We start from the raw sequence: 21,908 nt of genomic DNA, 5'->3' as shown, positions 1-21,908 counted from the left end.
TAGCTCTTTTTAATTATTCTTTTTCTTCTTGGTCATATTCAATAAAAGTATAAAAAAATTCAAATCAAAAGTATTAATTTTTTTATTTTTCTTCTTCATTTTCTTTAAGAACCATTTCAAACTCATATCTAACCTCTATGTTTTTCAAATCTTTAAAAGCATCTTGTAAAGATAATTTATTAAATATCGTTAATTCTTTTATTTTTGTTTTATTTGTTACAATATGATAAACAATTTTTATTTCTTTTTTCTGCATTTTTGTTAATAAAAAATTTAAAATATCTTCTTTGTGTAAATTATGTTTTGCGAATACATCGTTTAAATCTTTGTGATATAATAACGTTTTTAGTTTTTCCCTTCCTTCTGGAGAATTGGTAAAGCAGTAAGCGGAATTAACACCTTGACGACATAAATGGCTGAATTTTTGCGTCGAAGTGCCTACTTTGACAAAATGTAAAAAAACATGCTTTTGTTGATAGTTTATTTCTAAAATATCACAAGGTTCCAAAGAACTGCGATTATTAGTGTCTTGTTTAATTGAGGCGGTTTTAGTATCTAAATTAAAATAAAGAGATGAATTGGTTGAATTTTCATTTAAGTGTTTGGTTGTTTCTTTATTATATTGGGTTTCTGTAAGGACTTGTTTTTTGAAAAAAACAGGAAAAGTTGCTTCATCAATTTGTTTTTTACTTAGATTGTCGTTAAGTCTTTGGATAAAATTGTTATCGTAATTATACCAGACACCATTATAAAGATAATAAAACGGCTTTTCACTGTTTTCTATATCACATTGAAACAAAAGGGTTTCCCAAACAGTCTTTTCGATTTGGTTTTCGGATGTTTCTGTTTCATTGGTTAAAATGATTTTGTATTTTTTAAAATAAGTTAAAATCTTTTCTATATTGTTTTCTTCCAATGGGGTATTTTCTAAAAGACCTATGATGTGTTTATTTTGGTCTTTATTTTTTTCTAAATAGCGTAAAAACTCCTACCAAAGGTTATCGTGTATTGCGCTATTTGTTAGGTCTATGACAAAAGGTGATGGATATAAGTCTTTTTTAAAGTATATTTGATTAAAAGCGTATAAATCCCAATTATCATTCAAGAAAAAAGTTGTTACATGTATTTTTGATTCTTCTTCAGGAAAAGAACCTTTTTTTATAAAGGAAGACCAATTGTTCTGCATTTCTTGAAACAGTTCTATATTAAGTGTTTTAATTTCTTTAGCATTTTTAATTACTTTGTGCGTGTTTAAACGTTGAAAGGTTGTTTGTGTTTTTTCCGCATCTTTTTCATATATTTCTAATAACTTTTCACATAAATCCATTATTCCGTTGGGTTTGACTGGTGAAAAAAAATTTAAACCCGCTTGTCCTGTTATCCGACTATATAATCCTTCATATTCTGGTTTAACAAAACCTTTTAAAACAGGAGGAAAATCATAATAATCTTCTTCATCAATTTCTAAAGAGTCTAAACCACTGTGTTCTGATAAATTGATATTTTTATGGTGTTTTTTCTTAGCCGAAACGACTTTAGAACTTTTTAATTTTTTATCATCCAGACAAAGAAAGGAAATCTTTTGGCCAAAATCTATTTCATAACTCTCTTTAGGTAAATAGTGATAAGCATAACTAAAAGTTAAAACAAAAATCCGTTCGGGTTTGCCTACTTTAACAAACAAAAGAGCACTTTCGTTTTTAATTTTATTGCGATATTCTTTTTTGATACCGAAATATTTTGCCCAAAAAGGCTCCTTAGCTTGAGTAGAACGCGAATAAAGCGCCATATTCGGTTCATTAATTGCAATGGCATGTTTATACCATTTGGCTTGACTATAGAGAAAATTTGTTTCATTATTTGCATCAATTAATAATTTTTCCATGGTGCATCCAGTATTATCTGTATCAACGGTATAATTTTGTTTTAACAAATACATATTAAACTCGTTTGATTTTTCTTTTTTTACCATTATTGTATCTCCTAATTTTTATATTTTTATTTTTTTGTCAAAATAAAATGATATTTTAAAATTGAAGTAAACAAAATAAAATAAATAATGTTTTCATTAATCAAAACCCAAAAGAACAAATATTATTCATAAGTTGCAATTAAAAAGGTTTAAATTAAGTTAATTATATATCAAAGACTAGTGTTTGTAACCAAAAGATAATAAAAATAAAGAAGCCTTTTTTAAAGTCCATTAATCAAGTAATTCGCTTAATTCACAAGACAATAAAAAACCTCTTTTTTAGGCTTAAAAAACCCTCATTTGTCTTTTAAAAGCTTTTGTTGTATAATTATTAATGTGGCCCCTTTTAAGACACAAAAATAAGGAGATAAAAATATTCTATGGTATATAAAAAAAGTTTGCAACATAACTCAATAATAAAATACACAAGAAGATTATTTTTAATTTTATTTTTTTTAGTTTTAAAGACAGGAAGAACACATTTATTACATGCTAATAATAATAATGGTGGAAAAGACGATCTAGAAACGGTAATTCCTAACAAAGAGTTAGGTTTTATTCAATGCGCTGATCCTAAAAAACCCACAAGAGACGAAATTTTAAAAGCAGTTCATACCAAAAACCCCGATAAGCAAATTGATGACATTCACATTGAAGTCAACTTTGATAGAGATTGGCCTTACGAAAAAGCTTCTCTTTTTCCTTCTGATAAGGATTCTCCCAATAATCCCTACAAAGGACAAGCTGATCTAAATTATGAAACTGGTTTTACACCGGTAGATCTTTCTCAGGTCATCACTTCCGGCGCGATAGGTAATGTAGTTTGCTCTGATCCTAAAGCACCTACAAAAGAAGAAATTTCCAACCGCATAAAGCAAAAATACAATAATTTTGTTCAAGAAGATGTAGAAGTGATTTTAGATAATGATAAACCTACTACTCAAGCGGTAGCGAAAGCTAAACTGGAGAATGTTAGTTATAATCCGGGTTCTGCAGTTGATTTAAATTATAAAGCCGTTGATAAACTACCGGAACTATCGACTATCATCACTTCCGGTGAGATAGGTAATGTAGTTTGTTCGGATCCTAAATCACCCACAAAAGAAGAAGTTTTCAATCAATTAACACCAAAATACAATACCTTAATTAAAGAAGATGTAGAAGTAGTTTTAGATACTAATAACCCTACTACTCAAGCAGTAGTAAAGGCTAAAACCGACAGCAATAATTATAATCCCGGTTCTTCAGTTAATTTAACTTATAAAACTGTTACTCAATCAACGCCAACGCCGAATGAAGAACAAACGCCGTTTTATAAAAATTTTTGGTATTGGTTTTTAGTGGTTGTAACTATCATTCTTTTAAGTCATGGTGGAATATATTGCATTAAAAAACACAAAACAAAAAAATAACTTTTTAGTTATACAATACTTAATATAATTTAAAAAACCCTTTTTCAAGGGTTTTTTAAATATTTAACGATTTTAAAAATTAAATCAAATCTTTTTTATTTTTTTTGACAATAATAAATTTAAAAAAGTTGTAATATAGTCTTTTTTACAATAAAATTAATTATTATTTTGAACAAATAATTATCGTTAATTATTGTTTTAAATAAATCTATTTTTTTAGAACCAACACAATAATATGTAAAAAAATTTATATTTTTCAATAAAAACTTGCTTTTTTTATTTTTTTATGTATAATGTTAAGTATAGATTATTTAAAAACAAAAAAGGAGAAAAAATATTCTATGTTCAATAAAAAAAGTTTAAAAAACAATTCATCATTAAAAAATGCATTTGCATTATTAATGGCTTCATTATTATTAGTTTTAGTTGGTAATTCTTATAAGGTTTTTGCAGATCCTCAACCTGTTAATCTTGATTCTGTTCTTACAGTAAAAGACTTAGGCCCAGTTGAATGTGATGATACAGAAAACCCAAAACCTGCTGAAGTTTTAGCCGCTGTTGTGGCTAAAAACGCAAATGTTAAATCTGCAGAAGTAACTGTAACAGTTGATACTACAAATAAAAAAACAAATGCTACAGTTGCAGTTAATAGTGGAAGTCAAGTTTACAATACAGGATCAGTTAATGTAACTTACACAACTAAAGTTAAAACTGCTGATAAAAACTCTAATCCTTGGTATAAAAGTGTTTGGTTTTGGTTATTAGTATTAGTTGTTGTTGGTGGAGCTTCATATGGTACTTATTATGTTGTTTCAAAAAACAAAAAAACAAAAAACAAAAAATAATTTATTAATTTAATAAATTATTGTTAATTAAAAAAACCCTTTATATAAAGGGTTTTTTTGTTTTATACAAACGTTATCATTGGAACGAATTAATCATTAAACAAAAGATAATGTTTGGGCTTTATTAACTTTTTTTATTTTTTGCAACATAATTCTTTTTAATAACTTTTTTTTATTTTTTGCAACATAATTCTTTTTAATTCATGTTTTTGTAAAAAAGCGATTAATAAAGCGTTTTTAGAAGTAATTAATGCGGTTTCTTTTAAATCAAAAGATAAAGGCACTAAAGTGTTAACTGTAATTAAAAAACGGTTCAAAAAAACTTGTTCTTCAAAGTTTTTTAAATTATCTTTTAGTTTGGGCGCTAGTTGTTCTAAATGAAGATAAATCTTTTCTAAATTACCAAATTGGTTTAATAATTTAATAGCTGTTTTAGGACCTACAGAAGGCACTCCTTTAATGTTATCCGAAGAATCTCCCACTAAACTTTTAAAATCCACTATTTGAGTGGGTTTTAGCTGATATTCTTCCCATAATTTTGGAATATCATAAGAGACTACTTTTTTCAAACCTTGTTTAATTAAAATCACCGTTATATTTTCATCAATTAATTGTAAAAAATCTTTATCACTAGAATAAATAGTGGTAGCGATGTTTTTCTCACTCGCTTGTTTAGCTAAAGTAGCGATAATATCGTCAGCTTCATAAGTTGGTTGCGCATGATGTTTAACCCCTGAAAGTGTTAAATATTCTTTAATTAAATCTATTTGGTCGATTAAATCTTGCGGAGTAGTCGGACGACCTTTTTTATAATCTCCATAAATTTCATGTCTTTGCGTTTTTTCAGGAGAATCAAAAGCCACACAAATATGATGATGAGTTTTTTCTAAAATTTTTTCAAACATATTAATAAAAACCATCAAAGCGTTGACATTTTTCCCTTGAGAATTTAAAGTAGGCGTTTGTTGACTATAAGCGGTAGCGTAATAAGCTCTAAACATTAAAGAATTTCCGTCTACCAAGATTAAATGTTGCATTGTTTCTTTAATTCTCCGTTGTTATCTTAGCTTTTTTAATTTTGATCCATAAATTGTTTTAATAATTCTTCAGGATTATCTAAAGCACTTAAATTATCAGGATCCATATTACCCATTTTTTTAGAAATTTGTTTTTGTTTTTCAATAAAATCAATTAATAAATTAACATCTTTTAATTTATTTCCGGAACCTTTCGCGATACGACTACGACGACGATTATTAGATTGTATTAATTGCGGTTGCAAACGTTCTTCTTTCGTCATGCTTTGAATAATAGTTTCAAATTGGGTAATAATATCTTTATCTAACATCGGCATATTTTTTATTTTAGAACCTATTCCCGGAATAAAATTTAAAATCTTTTTCATAGAACCAATTTTTTTTAAAAGTTTGAATTGTTTTTGTAAATCATGATAATTATAATCATCTTGCAATAAACGGTCCACTAGTTTTTTATCTTGTTCGGAATTAACCTTATCTTCTACTTGTTCAATTAAAGTTAACATATCTCCCATCCCTAAAAGACGTGAAGACATTCTATCCGGATAGAAAATTTCAAAATTATCATCATCATGTTTTTCTGAAGAAGACATGAATTTAATCGGTAAATTAGTGACATATTTGATAGATAGAACCGATCCACCTTTGATATCAGCATCCATTTTAGTCATAATAACCCCGGTTGCACCAAGAGCTTCATGAAAACCTTTTGCTACAACGGAAGCTTGTTGGCCTAAGAGGGAATCAGCTACAATTAAAGTTTCACTTGGTTGTACTTTTTCTTTAATAGTTTTGATTTCATCCAACATATCTTGGTCTAAAGCAGAACGACCAGTAGTATCAATAATCACCGTTTCAAAACCATTATGAAGAGCGTATTTTAAACCATTATCAATAATATTCATTGTAGTTTCGTTTTTTTGAAAGAAAACATCAATATTAATTTTCTCCCCAATACCCACTAATTGTTCTACTGCTCCGGGACGATATGTATCAGCAGCGATTAATAAAACTTTTTTATTTAATTTTTTTTCCACAAAATAAGCTAATTTACCAGCGGTAGTGGTTTTACCACTCCCTTGAAGGCCCACTAATAAAACTACATCGTAAGGATTATTAAGTTGTAAAGGTATATTTTTAGAACCTAAAACAGTCGTTAAAACCTCGTTAATAATTTTAACCACTTGTTGTTGTGGTTCAAGTCCTTTTAAGACCTCTTTACCAACCGCTTGCTCTTTAATTAAATGGTTAAAATGGGTAATAACATCATAATTAACATCCGCTTCTAAAAAAGATAAACGGATGTCTTTCATCATCAATTCCAGGTCTTTTTCTTGAATATGTTTTTTACCTTTAATGGTATCCATAATTTTTTGAAAACTTCTGCTTAAAATACTCATCTTTTGAATTTCCTTTCGTTTTCAGATTTTCTTTGTTTTTTTATATGTTATTTATAGTGTTTTTTTCATACTTTTGTAAGTGTTTGGAATAATTGTATCAAACAGTTTTTGTCATAAATATGGGTTGCAAATAACTTAGTCTTGGATGAATAAGTTATGAATAAAAGTTCTAATATCAAAAGCGAATAAATCATTAGGATTTTCGCCCATACCGAGGTATTTAGTTTCTAGATTGTAAAGGTGTTTAATAGCTAAAATTAAACCACCATTAGCCGCTCCATCCATTTTAGTCAAAATAACACCACTTAAAGAAATACTTTGGTTAAATAAATCAATTTGATTCAGACCATTTTGACCTGTCATAGAATCCAGCACTAAAAAAGATTCATGCGGACCTTGAGGGAATTTTTTTTGAATCACTTTTTTGATTTTTTCCAATTCTTTCATTAAATTAACTTTATTTTGCAAACGACCTGAAGTATCGCATAAAACCACATCAAAAGCGTTTTTTTCCGCATAAGTCAAAGCATCAAAAATAACCGCTGAAGGACTGATATTGCCTTCTTTGAAAAAGACTTCACTTTTCGTTCTTTCGCCCCAAATTTTTAATTGTTCGACAGCTCCAGTTCTAAAAGTATCACCAGCCACTAAAAGGACTTTTTGTCCTTCAGTAGTTAGTTTCATCGCTAACTTACCAATAGTGGTTGTTTTACCTACCCCATTAACACCCATAAAAAGATAAATTTGCGGTTTATCGGTGTTAAGCGTTTGAGTTGTTGTTGCAACATTCTCTTGCTGATTTAAAGTATTAGCGGTTTTATCGTCTTTTCCATCGGATAAAGAATCTTCGGAGTTATCATGAATATCTTTTTCATATAAAGCCACAATTTCCTCCATCGTTAACGCGATAAAAGCGGAAGATTCTTGAAGAGGTTTGTGTTCTAAACGGTTTTTAATATTCGTGATTAAGTGTGTCGCCGTTTTGATCCCTACATCAGCTTTCACTAATAAAATCTCTAAATCTTCTAAAAAAGAAGGATGAAAAGAAGCCTTTTTTTGTACTTCTTGGACCCATTGAGACAAATTATTCCCTAATTTTTTAACTCCTAAAATGTCTTTTTTAACCGGTTTTTTAGTAAATATTTTTTTAAAAAAATTCCACATATTTTGCCAACACCTTTTTTAATAATTTATCCCTTTAATGCATCTTTTTCTTTAAAACAAGCAAGAAAGATAAAGATGAAAAAGGACAAATTAATCTCATTTTTTTTACATGCATGATGAATAAATAATAAATATTCTTGTATAACTAATATTATATAAAAATATCAGTCTGTTTTGAAGAAAAACTTTTTAGAAAAAGAGTTATTCTTTTTCTATTTGTTGCGCTTCTATATCTTTTAAAGAAACAATTTTTTTACATTTAGGAAAATTACTACAACCTAAAAACTCCCCATAGCGACCTTTTCTTTGGACTAAAAAAGCGCCACAAGAATCGCATTTATGTTTAGTTAAAACAGGCGGTAAAGACGGCGTTTTTTCTTTCGAAGGAATGATGTTTTTACATTTCGGAAAAGCACTACAGCCTAAAAACTCCCCATATCGTCCTCTTCTTTTAACCAATAATGCGCCACAAACGCTACATTTTTCTTCTGTTAAAACTGGTTTACTAGCCACAATTTTTTGGTCCGCTATAGCGTATAATTCTTGAAACAAGTGATAAAAATTTTTTAAAAAAGTGTTTTTATCCAATTGACCGGAAGCGATTTTATCTAAATTTTCTTCCATTTGAGCCGTATATTCAATATTAATTAAAGAACTGAAATATTGGTCTAAAAGATTTTTAGTTAAAAAACCTTGTTCCGTACAAACAAATCTTTTTCCTTCTACCGTCACATAAAACCTCTTTTTTAAAGTTTCAATAATGGTAGAATAAGTCGAAGGACGACCGATTTTTAAATGTTCTAAAGTTTTAATCAAAGAAGCTTCATTAAAACGCGCAGGCGGAGTAGTAAATTTTTGCAGAGTCGTTATTTCTTGCGGTAAATAAGTTTTATTAACCTCTAAATCTGGTAAAAAATCATTTTTAAAAGTATTAGATTCTAGTCCTTGATAATAACCAGCAAATAAGACCGTTAAACCTTCGGTTTTAAACACATAATCTTTAACATGGAACAATAATTGCGTTTTATTGAAAACAGCGTTAGCCATCAAACTAGTCAAAGTACGTTCATAAATCATTTTATATAAAGATAATTGATACTTATTTAAATATTTAGTTAAACTTTCCGGAGTTTTTTTAATATCTGTGATTCTAATAGCTTCATGAGCGTCTTGAATATTATCTTGACTAGGTTTTTGATAAGTTCCCAAATATTGGGGACCATATTTTTCTTTAATAAAATTTTGAGTTTCTTCCACAAAAGTCATAGATAAACGATAAGAATCAGTTCTCATATAAGTTATCAAACCGACCGGTTTTCCTTCTATTTCGATTCCTTCATACAGTTTTTGCGCATTGCTCATCGTTTGTTTCGCGTTCATTGATAAATGTCTAAACGCTTCTTGTTGCAAGGAAGCAGTGATAAAAGGTTTCGGTGGTTTATTGACCACTTTTTTCTCCACTATTTCTTTTAAAAGAAAAGGTTGATCTTTTATTTGTTCTACTATTTGAGCCGCTTCTTCGCTTTTAATTTTTTTATCTTTCGGTTGGACCACTAAAGAAGCTTCAAAAGTCTCAAAAAGAGCTTTAATTAAATTATATTCTTCAGGAATAAATTTTTCTCTTTCTTGCTCTAATTCAGCGATTAATTTTAAAGCTACTGATTGAACTCGACCAGCTGATTGAGATTTAATTCTTTTCACTAAACGCGACAATCTAAAACCCATAATACGGTCCAACATTCTACGTGTTTCTTGTGAATCCACTAAGGATTGATTAATCACAGAAGGCTTGTTAAAAGCATCCAAAACCACATCTTTCGTTATTTCGGTAAAAAAGATACGGTTTTTATCAGTTGTTTTTAAATTCAAAACTTGCGCTAAATGCCAAGCTATCGCTTCTCCTTCACGATCTGGATCAGTCGCTAAAAAGACTTCTTTACCTTTAGTTAAACGGAGTAAATCTTGGACTAGTTTTTCTTGTTTCGGAATAATCTTATAATCAGGTAAAAAATCTTTTTCAATATGAATCCCTAAACGGTTTTTACCTTTTAAAGATAAGTCTCTAATATGACCTTTAGAAGAAAGAATTAAAATTTTATTATCAAAATAACTATTAAGAGTTTTAGCTTTGGAAGGGGATTCAACAATAATCACTTGTTTTTTCATTTGTCCTAATTCTCTTTCTATAATTTTAAAATTTTAACGTACTAATTAAATCGAGATCAAAATTAAATTTTTCTTTTTTGTTATTACCTATTTTATGCACTATCATTTCTAATAGTTTATTCTCATCTAAAACATTATTTTTTAATAAAAAATTAGCTTTTTGGGCGATAAGAGGCAATAAGTTTTCTTCTTCTAAATCTTTATCATCTAGTTTAAACATTCTTTTTAAACGGTTTTTATAGTGTTTTTTCAAGTAAGTTAATAAATATTCCACTAAAACCTCTTTAGGTAATAAAGTGGGTTTAATACAGCCAGAAATAGCTAAAGAATAACCTATTTGTGGATCAGTAAAATTATGATATAAAACTCCAGGAGTATCTAATAATTTCATATTATTATTTAAAGTAATCCATTGTAGTCTTTTAGTAACTCCAGGAGTATTCGCTGTTTTAACCGCTTTTCTCTGTGATAAAGCGTTAATTAAAGTGGATTTACCTACATTAGGCACTCCCACAATCATCAATTTTAAAATTTTTTTATGAACCGGAAATTTTTTAATTTTTAAAATAGACTGCATCAAAGGATAAATTTTATTAATATTCAAATTAGTTTTCGCATCAATATTTAAAGTAAATAATTTTTTTTGTTTAAAAAAGTCCACAAAAAGATGGTTTTTATCAACATCCGCTAAAGAGGTTTTATTAAATAAGATTAAAACAGGTTTATTATTAAGAGCCTTTAAGAGGTCAAAATTCATACTAGAAACAGGAATGCGGGCATCTAACACAATTAAAATAAAATCCACAAATTTGATATTCATTTTAATGTCTGTTAAAGTTTTTTTCATATGTCCTGGAAACCATTTAATAACAACCATTATTTTATAACCACTCTTTATCTTTGTTTCTTTCCACGCCCTAAAAAAGATTTTATTTTTTTTCTTCTTTTTCTTGACGTTTGACTTCTTCTTGCAATTCTTTCAAATAATCTTCCAAATCTTGTTCAGAAGTGAAAATAGTTTTACTATAAACCTTATATACTTCCTCGCCAACAATCACTAAAATAGCACAACCTATTTTTTCAAAAATACTTTTATAAAACCTATTGAAAAAGAGTTTTTTAGCCCAATGGAAAGGATTGATTAAATTCAAAGCCCCTGTCACAAAACTAATCGCTTTATTGGTTTTTTTATATTTATCAATATATTTTTTATCCACTAATTTTTGTTTTAAAGTGAAAATACGTCTTAAAGTCATTTTTTTAAACATACGGACCATCTTATTTTCAAACAATTCATCAATCCTTTGTTGCAAGTATTTCATGAAAGTTAAAGATTCATCCAAAGTAATTTCTAAATAAGGGAAAGGCGAATCAGGATAAAATTTATGCGATGTCTCATAAATCAATTTACGTACGCTTTGATATAAAATCATCATAAATTCATCTTTTTTTTCATCCATATTGCTTTTGAATTCTTCTTGCGTATCTTTGATTAATTGATTAATTTCCTCATCAGTTATTTCGTATTTGCTTTTATGAATTTTAGATCTTTTATTAAAATTCTTAATACTAACCAAAATATACAATAACAAAGCAACCACAAAACCAGTAAAAAGACCGATTAGAAAACTGCTAAAAGTAGGCAAATAACTCAATAAATTAAGATTCCAGAACTTCATAAACTCCAAACTCCATTTCCTTTATTTATTTCTTTTTCCTTTGTTAAATCTTTTTTAACAATAAAAATAAGCTTTCATAAATGTTTTTGATATTCATATCAATTATACAGAATTTATCCCTAAATTAAAAGTTTTTGTTTTGCCTAAAGTTTGATTAATATATAAATGAGGAATCCAAAGGACAGTGTTGTTCTGGTCCACCACTAACCATAACTTTTTTCTCTTGGATAAAGGTATTTTTTTATTAATTAGGAATTTGGCTAATTTTTGGCTCCCAAAAGGGAATTTCACCATATCTCCATCTTCTTTTTGTTTTAAAACCAAAGGAAATTTAACCTTTCCTGCGTCATAAAAAAGAGTCGTTTTTTCTTGACAAAAAGATAATAATTTTTTTTCTACACAACCATATAATAAAGGTTTGGTTAAGCGTTCTTCTTCTAAAAGAACCTTTTTTTGCCATAATAATTGATCGTATTGTTTCAGCAAAAACCACTCATTATTTAAATCCCATTCTGCGTTAGGTTTATGACGGTTTTTTAAACCTTTAATAATGTTATTTATTAAAGTAAAATTTTTACTAATCTTTTTATCTTCTAAAGAAGTCAAAAGAATATCTTTTTGTACGGCGATATGTAATAATAAAAAAGCTTCTAAATTCCATACTTCTGATAAAGTTTGTTGACTTAAAAAAAAGCGACTTTGAGAGCGAATGAAATCATGCGCTTCAGCTGTTTGCCAATGGAACTTCTGAATATTTTTTAAAAAATGACGTTCTTCTTTTAAAAGAGGGATCATTTGGTTTCTAATTTTATTACGCGTATAAATGTTTAAACTATTAGTACGATCTTCTAAATAAGGTATTTTTCGCTCCACAGCGTAACGAATAAGTTCTTCTTTAGGTAAATATAAGAAAGGTTTTAAAAAAAAGATATCATCTTCTTGATAAGAAGGTTGAATCCCACTATAACCTAATAAGGAACTACCTCTGATCATTTTTAAAAAAATAGTTTCCGCTAAATCATCTAAATGATGCGCGGTTAAACAATAACTAGTTTCATATTGAACCGCTACTTCTTTTAACCTTTTTTTTCTCAATAAACTCGCTTGGTTCTGAAAATCTTTTTTAGGTAAATTTAATTCAAAATAATGAAAAGGGATTTTTTTAGCTTGACAATAATTAAAGACCAACTCTTTATCTAAAATAGCTTCTTCTCTCATCAAATGATTGAAATGGACCACAATTAAAGGTATTTTTTGATGAAATAAATAATCTAATAACACCATTGAATCAACTCCACCACTAACAGATATAATATAGAGTTTTTCAGCGTTTAAAGGGGTTGATAATTTTAGTTTCACAATCAATCATTCTCGCTATTTCCCGAATTTACATAATTAGTAAAAGTCTCTTTTTCATGTTTTTGTACTTTTGATTTATAAAAAGAAAAAATTTTCCTCCCAAAGAGAAAAAAATTTTCTCATCCTTCATAGAATTTAAAGTTCAAGACACAAATGAGAACGATCACCAATTATTTTTCAACTACCTATAATATAACATAAACCACGACTTTATCAACGTTTATTTGCCAACAAAAACCCTTCTAAATACAAAAAAAGACCTATTAATCAGGTCTTTACATCTATTATTAAAGGTTTAATACCCATCTCCAGGATAATTCAAAAAAGTAAAAAAAGGAAGGAAATAGTAAAGCTAACCAAACTCCTAAAGTAGCTCCTAAAAAGGTTCCTAAAGTAACCCCAAAAGCTCCTTTTTTTAAACCGAAATAACAAACAAAAACAATTACTCCGATAAACATCGCTTTTAAATTAATAGTAGTTTCTTCTGCACCAGTAAGATCTTCATTTTGAACCTTTTTAACTGTAGAATCTTCATAAAAGTTCTTAAAAGTGATTTTTTGTTCTTTATAAACATCTCTCTTCAAATTAGTAGCCATAATTAAAGATATAATAATAACACTCATTAAAATCATTATGAAACGAAAATATTTATTAGTTCTCCATGATTTATTAACAAAATATTTGCGAAAATTAAAGGATATTTTTTCCATTAAAGTCATCTTTTTTCCCATTCCCTTTCCATTATTTGATATTTTTTTTCTTTTGAGACATACGTTTTATAATCGCGTCCACATCAAAACCAAAAACTTTGAGAGTTTCTTTTTTCAACTCTTCCGGCGTATATTCATCATCTGTTTTTTTACTAAAACCAGGCAAATATCTTTCATGAGCCAAAAGTTCAAATTTAGCTCTTTTAAGTAAAGTTTTTCTATTTAAACCAAAAACATCCAAAGCACCTGAAAAAATTAAATTTTTCAATAATTCATCATTTAAAACTTTTTTCAACCGCACTTTAAAATCAAAAAAATCCTTAAAACTTTGTTTTTTTCTTTCTTGAATGATCAAACGACTAATTTCCTCACTAATACCATAAATAATAGTCAACGGCATCAAAACTTGTTGATTAATGTTTTGATAATAACTTTCACTTGTCAAAATATTAGGTTTCATAAAAACAATTTTATCTTGACTTTCTTGAAGTAATTTAGCCGTTTCTGGCGCATTTTTAATGTATTCATTTAACATCACTATATAAAAGGACGTCAAATGATAAGTTTTCAAATAAGCCATCCGATAACTAATTAAAGAATAAGCCACACTATGACTTTTATTAAAACTATAGTTAGAAAATTTCACGATATAATCATAAACTTGTGCGGCTAAAACAGGTGAATGTTTTTTATTTTGCACGCTATTTTTGATAAAATCTTTTTTCAAAGGATCATTATGCAAAGAAGCATTTTTATTTTGAATCATTCTTCTCATCAAAATTTCAGCTTGTCCTAAATCATATCCCGCAAACCTCACCGATATTTCCATCACTTGTTCTTGGAATAAAATCACTCCATAAGTATTTTGCAAAACACGATCCACATCAGGATGAATAAAACGTGTTTGGTTGTTTTTACGGTTCGCACAATATAAATCAAGAAAAGATAAGGGACCAGGACGGTTAAAAGATAAAACAGCGACCAATTCTTCAAAAGTTTGAGGTTTAATTTTTTTTAAAACCATTTTAGCCGAAAAAGATTCCAATTGAAAAATATAATCCGTATTACCAGTTTGTAAAGTATGATACACTTCTTTTTTATCCAAAGGGATATCATGCCACAATAACTTGTCTTTTTGGTTAATTTGTTTTAAAATTTTATCTACTAAAGATAAACTTTTTAAACTCAATAAATCAATTTTCAATAACCCAATTTTAGCTAATTGTTTGCTTTCTAACTGCATTTGATACTTAATAGGTGAATTAGTTTGATGATTTTTTTGAAGAGGGTAAAAATCAAATAATTTATCTTTGCTTAAAATGATGCCCGCTGGATGAATTCCTGTTAGTTTAGGAATTCCTTCCATTTTCAACAACACTTGTTCTTTTTTTTTATCCAAATATTGGTTAAAAAAAGGATTAACTTCTTTTAAACGTATTAAATCTCTGGTTAAAGATTTCACCGTAAAAGTGTTAAAAGTGATGATATTGGCGATATGATCGGAACCGTACTTATCAACGATATATTGAGTTACTACATGAATTTTATCATCCGGAAAATCTAGATCAATATCTGGCAAGGTTTTTCTTTTATAATTTAAAAATCTCTCAAAAAGAAGGTTATATTTTAAAGGATCTACTTCCGTAATCCCTAAACAAAAACACACCAAAGAACCAGAAGAAGAACCTCTGCCGGGACCAACCAAAATATCTTTTTTCCGAGCATATTCCAAAAAATCAGCCACAATTAAAAAATAATCTTCATAACGTAAATCAGCAATAATTTTTAATTCTTTTTCTAATTGTTTTTGGTATTGAGATATAGAATGCAATTTAGTATCTATTTGTTGCTTTTTAATTTTATGTTTTAAAGACATCAAAGTTTTTTCTCGTAAATATTGCAAAGAAGTTTGACCCTTATTATTGTTAAAAAGAGGCAAATGCAATTCTTGAGAAAAAAGCTTGTCATAACGAATAGGTTTAATTAAAGTATCCAAATCAACACAAAAACTTTTATATTTGTTAAAATATGGTCCATATTGAGCACTAAATTCTTTTTTATCTAAAAAATGAAAAGAAAAAGCGCCTAATTCAGAACGATTTTTTTTGGCATCTAACTCCGGATGAGATAATTTCAACAATAATTCATAAGTTTCTCGGTCTTCTTTTTCTAAATAATTAGTTTTATGGACTGGAACCACTGTTAATTCTAATGTCTCCACCAAAGAGAAAAAGTGTTCATCCATCGCAGCTAAACGAATATTTTGCAAAGAAAAACCCACATAAAACAACTTTAAATGAGTTTTAAAAGCGACTAAAAGAGGTTGCATTTTATCAGGAGCGAATAAATCCGCTAACAAAAAATCAATATTAGATAAAATAAAAAAAAGACCTTCTTGTAAATGGCTTATTTCTTCTAAAGTGATAGTTTTATCACGAGTGCGAATAAGATTAGAAATTTGCATCAAATGACGTAAACCTATATCGTTAGAAGCATAAACCAAAAGACCTATTTTTTGTCCTTTAAAAAGATGTTCCAAAGAAACAAAGATTCTAAGACCTACAACAGGTTTAAGGCGGTTTTTTTCACAAACAGAGATAAATTCTACCATACCATATAAATTTTCATCATCACTAAGAGCCACAAAATCATAATTATTTTGAACAGCTTTTTGGACTAGTTTTTCAATAGAATTCACGCTTTTAGTGATGCTGTAAAAACTTTGTAGATAAAAAAGACCTCTCATACTTTAAAACCTCATTTTTAAAATCTTTAACCTTACTTCTTCTATCGATCATCCCAAAAGATTTTAAAATTAATTCAAATTTTTTTTCAATTTTCTTTTATGTTCTTCAGTTTCAAAAAGATTTTTATTTTGTTTCTCAGCTTCTAGTAAAAATAAAGCATACTTCTCTTTTTCTAAATTCATCAATTTTTCCGCAGCAAAATAAAAAGCTTCTAAAAATAAAAGAATCATATTAATCTCTTTTTCTTGCAAGAGAAATTCGAAATCTCCTGTTTGCAGGCATAATTCTAACTGTTCCTGGAAGAGATCGATATTTTGATCTATTTCATGCAGAGTGAACATTTCTGTTACTTTATCGGATAATTTAATAACATAAAACGGGAAAATCTTTTCCAAATTTTGGTTTTTTGCTTGATCGCTACTAATGGTTAAATAATACACAAATAAATCTTTAATATTGTGATATATTTTTTTTTGGTTCATTTAACAATTTCCTTTTTTCCATAAAATGGTGGGATTGAATGAATAAACAATTATAGTATTTGGTTATTATGTTTAAAGTGAGGGAATAAAATAACGTCTCTAATGTTAGGTGTATCAGTAAGGAGCATGACTAAACGGTCAATACCCATTCCCATACCGCCAGTTGGTGGTAAACCATATTCTAAAGCTTCAATGAAATCAACATCCATTTCCCCAGCTTCATCATCGCCCAAATCTTTTTGCATTAACTGTTGTTCAAAACGTTTTTTTTGCTCTATTGGGTCATTTAACTCACTAAAAGCGTTTACTATTTCTTTACCTGCGATAAACAATTCAAAACGATCCGTAAACCTTGGATCTTGCTTATTGTTTTGTGCCAAAGGACTTACTTCAAAAGGATAATGATAAATGAAAGTCGGTTGAATTAAAGTTGGTTCCACAAATTCCTCAAAAAAAGCGGCTATAATATGACCTTTTTGAAAGAAAGGTTCTAAAGGTACTTTATGTTGATGAGCTATTTTTTGCGCTTCTTCCAAAGTCATTTCTTGGTAAAAATCAACCCCTGTTTTTTCTTTGATAATATCAATCATATTGTATTTATGGAAGGTTCCAAAATCAATTTCGTCCCCTTGGTACACAAATTTTAATTGACCTAAAACAGTTTGTGCTACTTCTTTTAAACAAGATTCGGTTAAATCCATCATACCTTGCATATTAGAAAAAGCTAAATAAGCTTCTATAGTAGTAAATTCAGGATTATGCGTAGCATCTACTCCTTCATTACGGAAAATACGACCTATTTCATAAACTGCTTTCATACCACCCACAATTAATTTTTTTAAAGGTATTTCGGTAGCTATTCTTAAATAAAAATCCGAACTTAAAGCGTTATGATGAGTGATAAAAGGTTTAGCGGACGCTCCACCGATAAAAGAATGTAAAATCGGAGTTTCGACTTCTAAAAAATCTCTCTCATCAAAAAATTTTCTCACCGCTTTAATCACTTTAGAACGCGTCACAAAAGTATCCATTGATTGAGGATTAGTAATTAAATCAATATATCTTTTTTTTCTAATTAATTCTTTATCTTTTAAACCTTTATGTTTATCCGGCAAAGCTTTTAAACTTTTGCTTAAATGCACTAAATTATTAGCTTTAATCGTTAATTCATCTGTTTTAGTTTTAAACAAATAACCTTCAATGCCAACAATATCGCCTAAATCAGCGTTTTTATAAATAGTGAAAGATAATGGCGATACTAACTTCATATTCACATAAACTTGCATAGAACTATCAAAATCTTTTAATTGAAAAAAACCCGCTTTACCTTGAAGTCTTTTTAAAACTATTCTACCCGCCACAGCGACATTAATCAAGTTGTTCTCTAATTCGGTTCTATCCAGATGTTTATATTTTTTCCATAAGTCAGAAACGTTATTTTGAACAACAAAATGGTTTTTAAAAGGTTCAACGTCAATTTTTTTTAATTCTTCTATTTTATTTTTTCTAATTACTGTTTGTTCTAATTCTAATGATTTTTCTTCATGATTCATAAATAACCATTGAACCCCTTTTTTTTATTTATTTTTTTAGATATTATTTTTAGAGATAATTCGGTGGAAAGTCAAAACATTCCCCCTTGAAGTAGTTTTATGGGATGATAATATTAACATCTTTTAATTAAAAGAACGGCAATAGAGAGAAAATTACTTTTCATCCGTCCAGAAAAGATGTTAAACTTACCTATTATTTTAACATATTAAAAGAAAAAGATGTCAAAATTAAAACACAATGCTGCCATGTTTTCACAAAGGTAATTTAAAAATTCATCCAGCTTGCTTTTTCCGAAAGATTTATCCTTCTGCTTGCGTCTTCAAAAAGACTAGACCATTTATATTGTATAATAAACATTTTCATTTATACAAAGAAAAAAGAATCTTTTTATTCAAAAGATTCTATGTTAAAAAATAATGTGCATAAGCCATGTTCTGTTCTTGTTTTTGCAAACAAGTGTGATCATTTATCTCTACCTTCGTTATCGAAAATAGCACAAAAACCAACTATAATTCAAAAAACAGGAAACGTCAATTTTCATGTGCCCCTACCATTTTTTTGGGTTGTTAGCTTGAGGAGTTTACCGCGTTTCATTTAATTATTTCTAATTAACTCGTTTCTGTGGCACTTTAAGTTTATTTTCATGAACTTATAAATAAGTTTTTAGAATTTAAACGGTCGTTACTTAAATTAATTTAAGCACCTTAAGTTCTTGTTTTCCTTAAACACAAACACTACATGTCTTTCCTAAACATGTGCTAATATGGACTTTCCTAAGCCTAACATTGTTAAAAACAATATTAAACCTCGATCACCTTCCATTATTTTTTAACATTAATATTTTAACAAATTTTAACGCAATATTCTTGTCTTTTTACAATAATAATCCCAGATTAATGTTTTTTCTGCAACGAAAGGTCTATTTTACCTTTTTCATTGATATTGATACATTTTACCGTTACCATTTGTCCGATATTAACTACATCTTCTACTTTATCAACTCTTTTGTCTGATAATTTGCTGATGTGAAGGAAACCTTCTACTCCAGGTAAAAGTTGAACTATCGCGCCAAAAGAATGACCAGTTTTTTTATCCATTAAAATCTTAGCCACGGTTCCTTCGAAAATTTGACCGACTTCGATGTCCTTTACCAAGTTTAAAATATAATGAGACGTTCTTTCCACTACTTCTAAATCTTGATGCATAATAAATACTCGTCCATCTTGTTCTATATCAATTTTAACATTATCGTTATTTTCAATAATTTGAGAAATTATCTTCCCGCCTGTGCCGATAACATCACGAATTTTACTAGTGTGAATATTAATCACTTTTATTTTCAACGCATAAGGGGATAATTCTTTACGTGATTTAGTGATAGTGTCGTTCATTTTATTTAAAATGTGCAGACGACCTAAACGCGCTTTTTCCAAAGCGGTTTTTAAAATATCTAAACCGATAGATTCGATTTTAATATCCATTTGTAAAGCCGTAATACCTTTTGCGGTTCCAGCGACTTTAAAATCCATATCGCCTTTTTGGTCCTCTAAACCTTGAATATCGCTTAAAATAACGTGTTCATCTGGGTTATCGTAAAACAATCCCATCGCGATGCCTGCTACAGCGCTTTTTAAAGGCACACCGGCATCCATTAAAGCCATAGAAGAGGAACAAATGGTTGCTTGGGAAGAAGAACCGTTAGATTCTAAAATTTCAGATACTACGCGGATGCTGTAAGGAAAATCTTCTTCTGAAGGTAAGACATGTAATAATGCTTTTTCCGCCAACATCCCATGACCTATTTCTCGACGTGAAGGAGACATATATCTTCCTACCGAACCAACAGAAAAAGCGGGAAAATTGTAATGCAACATAAAACGTTTTTTAGCGTCTTCTGTTAAATCATCAATCGTTTTACCTTCGCTTAAAGAGCCTAACGTTACTACCGCTAAACTTTGCGTTTCACCACGAGTAAAAACGGCAGATCCGTGCGTTCTTGGTAATAAACCGACTTGATTTTCAATAGTTCTGATTTCATCAATTTCTCTTCCATCAGTTCTTTTTTTCTCATGAATAATCATTTTACGAATTTCTTGCGTTAATAAGTCGTCAAAAATAGCTTCTATTTCAGCTAAATATTTTTTTTGTTGCTCCGTATCAAGAACTGTGATTTCCTCAACCGTTTTGAAAAAATTCTTTTGTTTATATTCTGCCATCATTTCGTCTTTTAACAATTGAAGATTTTGCGATAAGACATTTTTTTGTTTTTTTTGCTGATTATTTTCTTGTAAGATGGCGATGATAGCTGAACGATATTTTTCATCTATTTCTTGGAATAAAGAAGGGTTAGTTTCTGGAACGTTTAAAGCGATTTTTTCTTTACCAATTTGTTGACGAATTTCCTCTTGGAAAGTACACATTTTTTTAATCACTTCGTGACCAAATAACATGGCTTCTAATAATTCTTCTTCAGGCGTTTCTTTCGCTACTGCTTCAATCATATTCAAACTATCTTTAGTGCCTGAAAGGGTTAATAAAAAATCCGACATTTCTTTTTGTTTTAAATTAGGGTTAATAACCATTTCGCCTTTGATCTTCCCGATAGAAACAGCTGAAACTGCTTCCACGAAAGGAATATCAGACACTAATAAAGCCAAAGAACTACCAAAAAGAGCGAAATTTTCGTTATTACAATTATGATCGTTACTTAAAACAGTATTAATAATTTGAATTTCTTTTTTTAACTTTTTATCAAATAAAGGTCTTAAAGCTCTGTCGATTAAACGGGAGTTTAAAACTTCAAAATCAGTCGATCTACCTTCTCTTTTGGTAAAACTGCCTGGTATTTTCCCAGCTGAATACAGTTTTTCTTGATAAATCACCATCAACGGAAAATAATTTAAAGTTGTGTCTTGCGCGCTAGAAACTGCAACACTCAAAATAACAGTATCTTTATAACGTACCATAACAGATCCGTTCGCTTGTTTAGCAAATTTATTTATTTCCACAGTTAATGAATTATTTTCAAAAGTAGTTTCAAACACTTGTTGAGTCATTAAAAAAATTCTCCTTTTTTCATTTATATAACTTTTTTCTTATTTTTTTAACCAAAACCACTTTTGAAAATAAAAATTAACTTAATATTTATTCGTACATAATAAAAAAAAGACCTTTTTGCATTGATCTTGATATAGTTTGGCGCCTACGCTAGGGCTCGAACCTAGGACCTCCTGATTAACAGTCAGATGCTCTACCAACTGAGCTACATAGGCATTATTATTTTTTTATGAACCTTAATCACCTACTGATTACAAGTTAGTTGCTCTACCTATTGAGCTATTTTGGCTTTAAAATTGTGATTGTAAAATTGGTAGAGGATGA

Annotated in this window: 16 protein-coding genes, 1 tRNA gene and 1 other RNA gene; 2 read left to right on the top strand and 16 right to left on the bottom strand. The window is 28.9% G+C overall.

Annotation, left to right across the window (positions count from 1 at the left end; genetic code table 11):
• Nucleotides 1-82: 82 nt before the first annotated feature.
• Together HR065_RS02525 and HR065_RS02520 are read right to left on the bottom strand one after the other, a co-directional pair.
• Nucleotides 83-940 carry a DUF6119 family protein gene (locus HR065_RS02525; protein WP_308704521.1) on the bottom strand — a complete coding sequence of 286 codons (858 nt, stop codon included), beginning with the start codon at nt 938-940 and terminating at the stop codon, nt 83-85.
• A gap of 48 nt (nt 941-988) precedes the next feature.
• A complete protein-coding gene (locus tag HR065_RS02520; protein WP_178734330.1) occupies nt 989-1,972 on the bottom strand; it encodes a TIGR04141 family sporadically distributed protein in 984 nt (327 codons plus the stop codon).
• 380 nt (nt 1,973-2,352) lie between these two features.
• On the opposite strand from HR065_RS02520, the gene HR065_RS02515 reads away from it, so the two are divergent.
• Both HR065_RS02515 and HR065_RS02510 read left to right on the top strand, forming a co-directional pair.
• On the top strand, nt 2,353-3,384 hold the full coding sequence (locus tag HR065_RS02515) for a hypothetical protein (RefSeq protein WP_244948347.1): 1,032 nt from the start codon (nt 2,353-2,355) through the stop codon (nt 3,382-3,384).
• 401 nt (nt 3,385-3,785) lie between these two features.
• Nucleotides 3,786-4,229 (top strand): hypothetical protein, encoded by a 444-nt coding sequence (locus tag HR065_RS02510; protein WP_178734329.1) that lies wholly within the window; start codon nt 3,786-3,788, stop codon nt 4,227-4,229.
• 158 nt (nt 4,230-4,387) lie between these two features.
• Here the strand turns inward: HR065_RS02510 and HR065_RS02505 are convergent, their stop codons facing one another.
• The 14 genes from HR065_RS02505 to HR065_RS02440 form a co-directional block, all read right to left on the bottom strand.
• Nucleotides 4,388-5,266 carry a 5'-3' exonuclease gene (locus HR065_RS02505; RefSeq protein ID WP_178734328.1) on the bottom strand — a complete coding sequence of 293 codons (879 nt, stop codon included), beginning with the start codon at nt 5,264-5,266 and terminating at the stop codon, nt 4,388-4,390.
• Nucleotides 5,267-5,301: 35 nt separating this feature from the next.
• The gene (locus HR065_RS02500; RefSeq protein WP_178734327.1) at nt 5,302-6,666 is read right to left on the bottom strand and encodes a signal recognition particle protein; all 1,365 of its coding nucleotides are present in this window, start codon (nt 6,664-6,666) and stop codon (nt 5,302-5,304) included.
• Between the two features lie 135 nt (nt 6,667-6,801).
• Complete coding sequence (gene ftsY, locus HR065_RS02495; protein WP_178734326.1) at nt 6,802-7,830, bottom strand: signal recognition particle-docking protein FtsY; 1,029 nt, start codon at nt 7,828-7,830, stop codon at nt 6,802-6,804.
• Nucleotides 7,831-8,031: 201 nt separating this feature from the next.
• A complete protein-coding gene (gene topA / locus HR065_RS02490) occupies nt 8,032-9,996 on the bottom strand; it encodes a type I DNA topoisomerase (protein WP_178734325.1) in 1,965 nt (654 codons plus the stop codon).
• A gap of 25 nt (nt 9,997-10,021) precedes the next feature.
• Nucleotides 10,022-10,873 carry a ribosome biogenesis GTPase YlqF gene (ylqF, locus tag HR065_RS02485; protein WP_178734324.1) on the bottom strand — a complete coding sequence of 284 codons (852 nt, stop codon included), beginning with the start codon at nt 10,871-10,873 and terminating at the stop codon, nt 10,022-10,024.
• 52 nt (nt 10,874-10,925) lie between these two features.
• Entirely contained in the window at nt 10,926-11,675 is a 750-nt protein-coding gene (locus HR065_RS02480; RefSeq protein WP_178734323.1) for a hypothetical protein, read from the bottom strand.
• A 102-nt stretch (nt 11,676-11,777) separates the two neighbouring features.
• Nucleotides 11,778-13,034: a tRNA lysidine(34) synthetase TilS gene (gene tilS, locus HR065_RS02475; RefSeq protein ID WP_178734322.1), complete on the bottom strand. Its 1,257-nt coding sequence runs from the start codon at nt 13,032-13,034 to the stop codon at nt 11,778-11,780.
• Nucleotides 13,035-13,321: 287 nt separating this feature from the next.
• On the bottom strand, nt 13,322-13,744 hold the full coding sequence (locus HR065_RS02470; protein ID WP_244948346.1) for a hypothetical protein: 423 nt from the start codon (nt 13,742-13,744) through the stop codon (nt 13,322-13,324).
• A 31-nt stretch (nt 13,745-13,775) separates the two neighbouring features.
• Nucleotides 13,776-16,490 (bottom strand): helix-hairpin-helix domain-containing protein, encoded by a 2,715-nt coding sequence (locus HR065_RS02465; protein WP_178734320.1) that lies wholly within the window; start codon nt 16,488-16,490, stop codon nt 13,776-13,778.
• Nucleotides 16,491-16,559: 69 nt separating this feature from the next.
• The gene (locus HR065_RS02460) at nt 16,560-16,973 is read right to left on the bottom strand and encodes a hypothetical protein (protein ID WP_178734319.1); all 414 of its coding nucleotides are present in this window, start codon (nt 16,971-16,973) and stop codon (nt 16,560-16,562) included.
• 50 nt (nt 16,974-17,023) lie between these two features.
• A complete protein-coding gene (lysS, locus tag HR065_RS02455) occupies nt 17,024-18,526 on the bottom strand; it encodes a lysine--tRNA ligase (protein WP_178734318.1) in 1,503 nt (500 codons plus the stop codon).
• Between the two features lie 419 nt (nt 18,527-18,945).
• Nucleotides 18,946-19,350: RNase P RNA component class B (gene rnpB, locus HR065_RS02450), an RNA gene on the bottom strand.
• A 70-nt stretch (nt 19,351-19,420) separates the two neighbouring features.
• Entirely contained in the window at nt 19,421-21,583 is a 2,163-nt protein-coding gene (locus HR065_RS02445; protein WP_178734317.1) for a polyribonucleotide nucleotidyltransferase, read from the bottom strand.
• A 140-nt stretch (nt 21,584-21,723) separates the two neighbouring features.
• Nucleotides 21,724-21,799, bottom strand: a tRNA-Asn gene (locus HR065_RS02440).
• Between the last annotated feature and the right edge of the window lie 109 nt (nt 21,800-21,908).

It is taken from the genome of Candidatus Phytoplasma pruni (genome assembly GCF_013391955.1).
Classification (GTDB): Bacteria; Bacillota_I; Bacilli_A; order Acholeplasmatales; family Acholeplasmataceae; genus Phytoplasma.
The sequence above is the reverse complement of the archived record's forward strand: the minus strand, read 5'-3'. Positions and strand labels throughout refer to the sequence as shown.

Bases quoted from the DNA above. Each gene is read 5' to 3' on its own strand.
- HR065_RS02520 (WP_178734330.1), bottom strand. From the start codon at position 1,972: ATGGTAAAAAAAGAAAAATCAAACGAGTTTAATATGTATTTGTTAAAA.
- HR065_RS02515 (WP_244948347.1), top strand. From the start codon at position 2,353: ATGGTATATAAAAAAAGTTTGCAACATAACTCAATAATAAAATACACA.
- HR065_RS02510 (WP_178734329.1), top strand. From the start codon at position 3,786: ATGGCTTCATTATTATTAGTTTTAGTTGGTAATTCTTATAAGGTTTTT.
- HR065_RS02505 (WP_178734328.1), bottom strand. From the start codon at position 5,266: ATGCAACATTTAATCTTGGTAGACGGAAATTCTTTAATGTTTAGAGCT.
- HR065_RS02500 (WP_178734327.1), bottom strand. From the start codon at position 6,666: ATGAGTATTTTAAGCAGAAGTTTTCAAAAAATTATGGATACCATTAAA.
- ftsY (WP_178734326.1), bottom strand. From the start codon at position 7,830: ATGTGGAATTTTTTTAAAAAAATATTTACTAAAAAACCGGTTAAAAAA.
- topA (WP_178734325.1), bottom strand. From the start codon at position 9,996: ATGAAAAAACAAGTGATTATTGTTGAATCCCCTTCCAAAGCTAAAACT.
- ylqF (WP_178734324.1), bottom strand. From the start codon at position 10,873: ATGGTTGTTATTAAATGGTTTCCAGGACATATGAAAAAAACTTTAACA.
- HR065_RS02480 (WP_178734323.1), bottom strand. From the start codon at position 11,675: ATGAAGTTCTGGAATCTTAATTTATTGAGTTATTTGCCTACTTTTAGC.
- HR065_RS02470 (WP_244948346.1), bottom strand. From the start codon at position 13,744: ATGGAAAAAATATCCTTTAATTTTCGCAAATATTTTGTTAATAAATCA.
- HR065_RS02465 (WP_178734320.1), bottom strand. From the start codon at position 16,490: ATGAGAGGTCTTTTTTATCTACAAAGTTTTTACAGCATCACTAAAAGC.
- HR065_RS02460 (WP_178734319.1), bottom strand. From the start codon at position 16,973: ATGAACCAAAAAAAAATATATCACAATATTAAAGATTTATTTGTGTAT.
- lysS (WP_178734318.1), bottom strand. From the start codon at position 18,526: ATGAATCATGAAGAAAAATCATTAGAATTAGAACAAACAGTAATTAGA.
- HR065_RS02445 (WP_178734317.1), bottom strand. From the start codon at position 21,583: ATGACTCAACAAGTGTTTGAAACTACTTTTGAAAATAATTCATTAACT.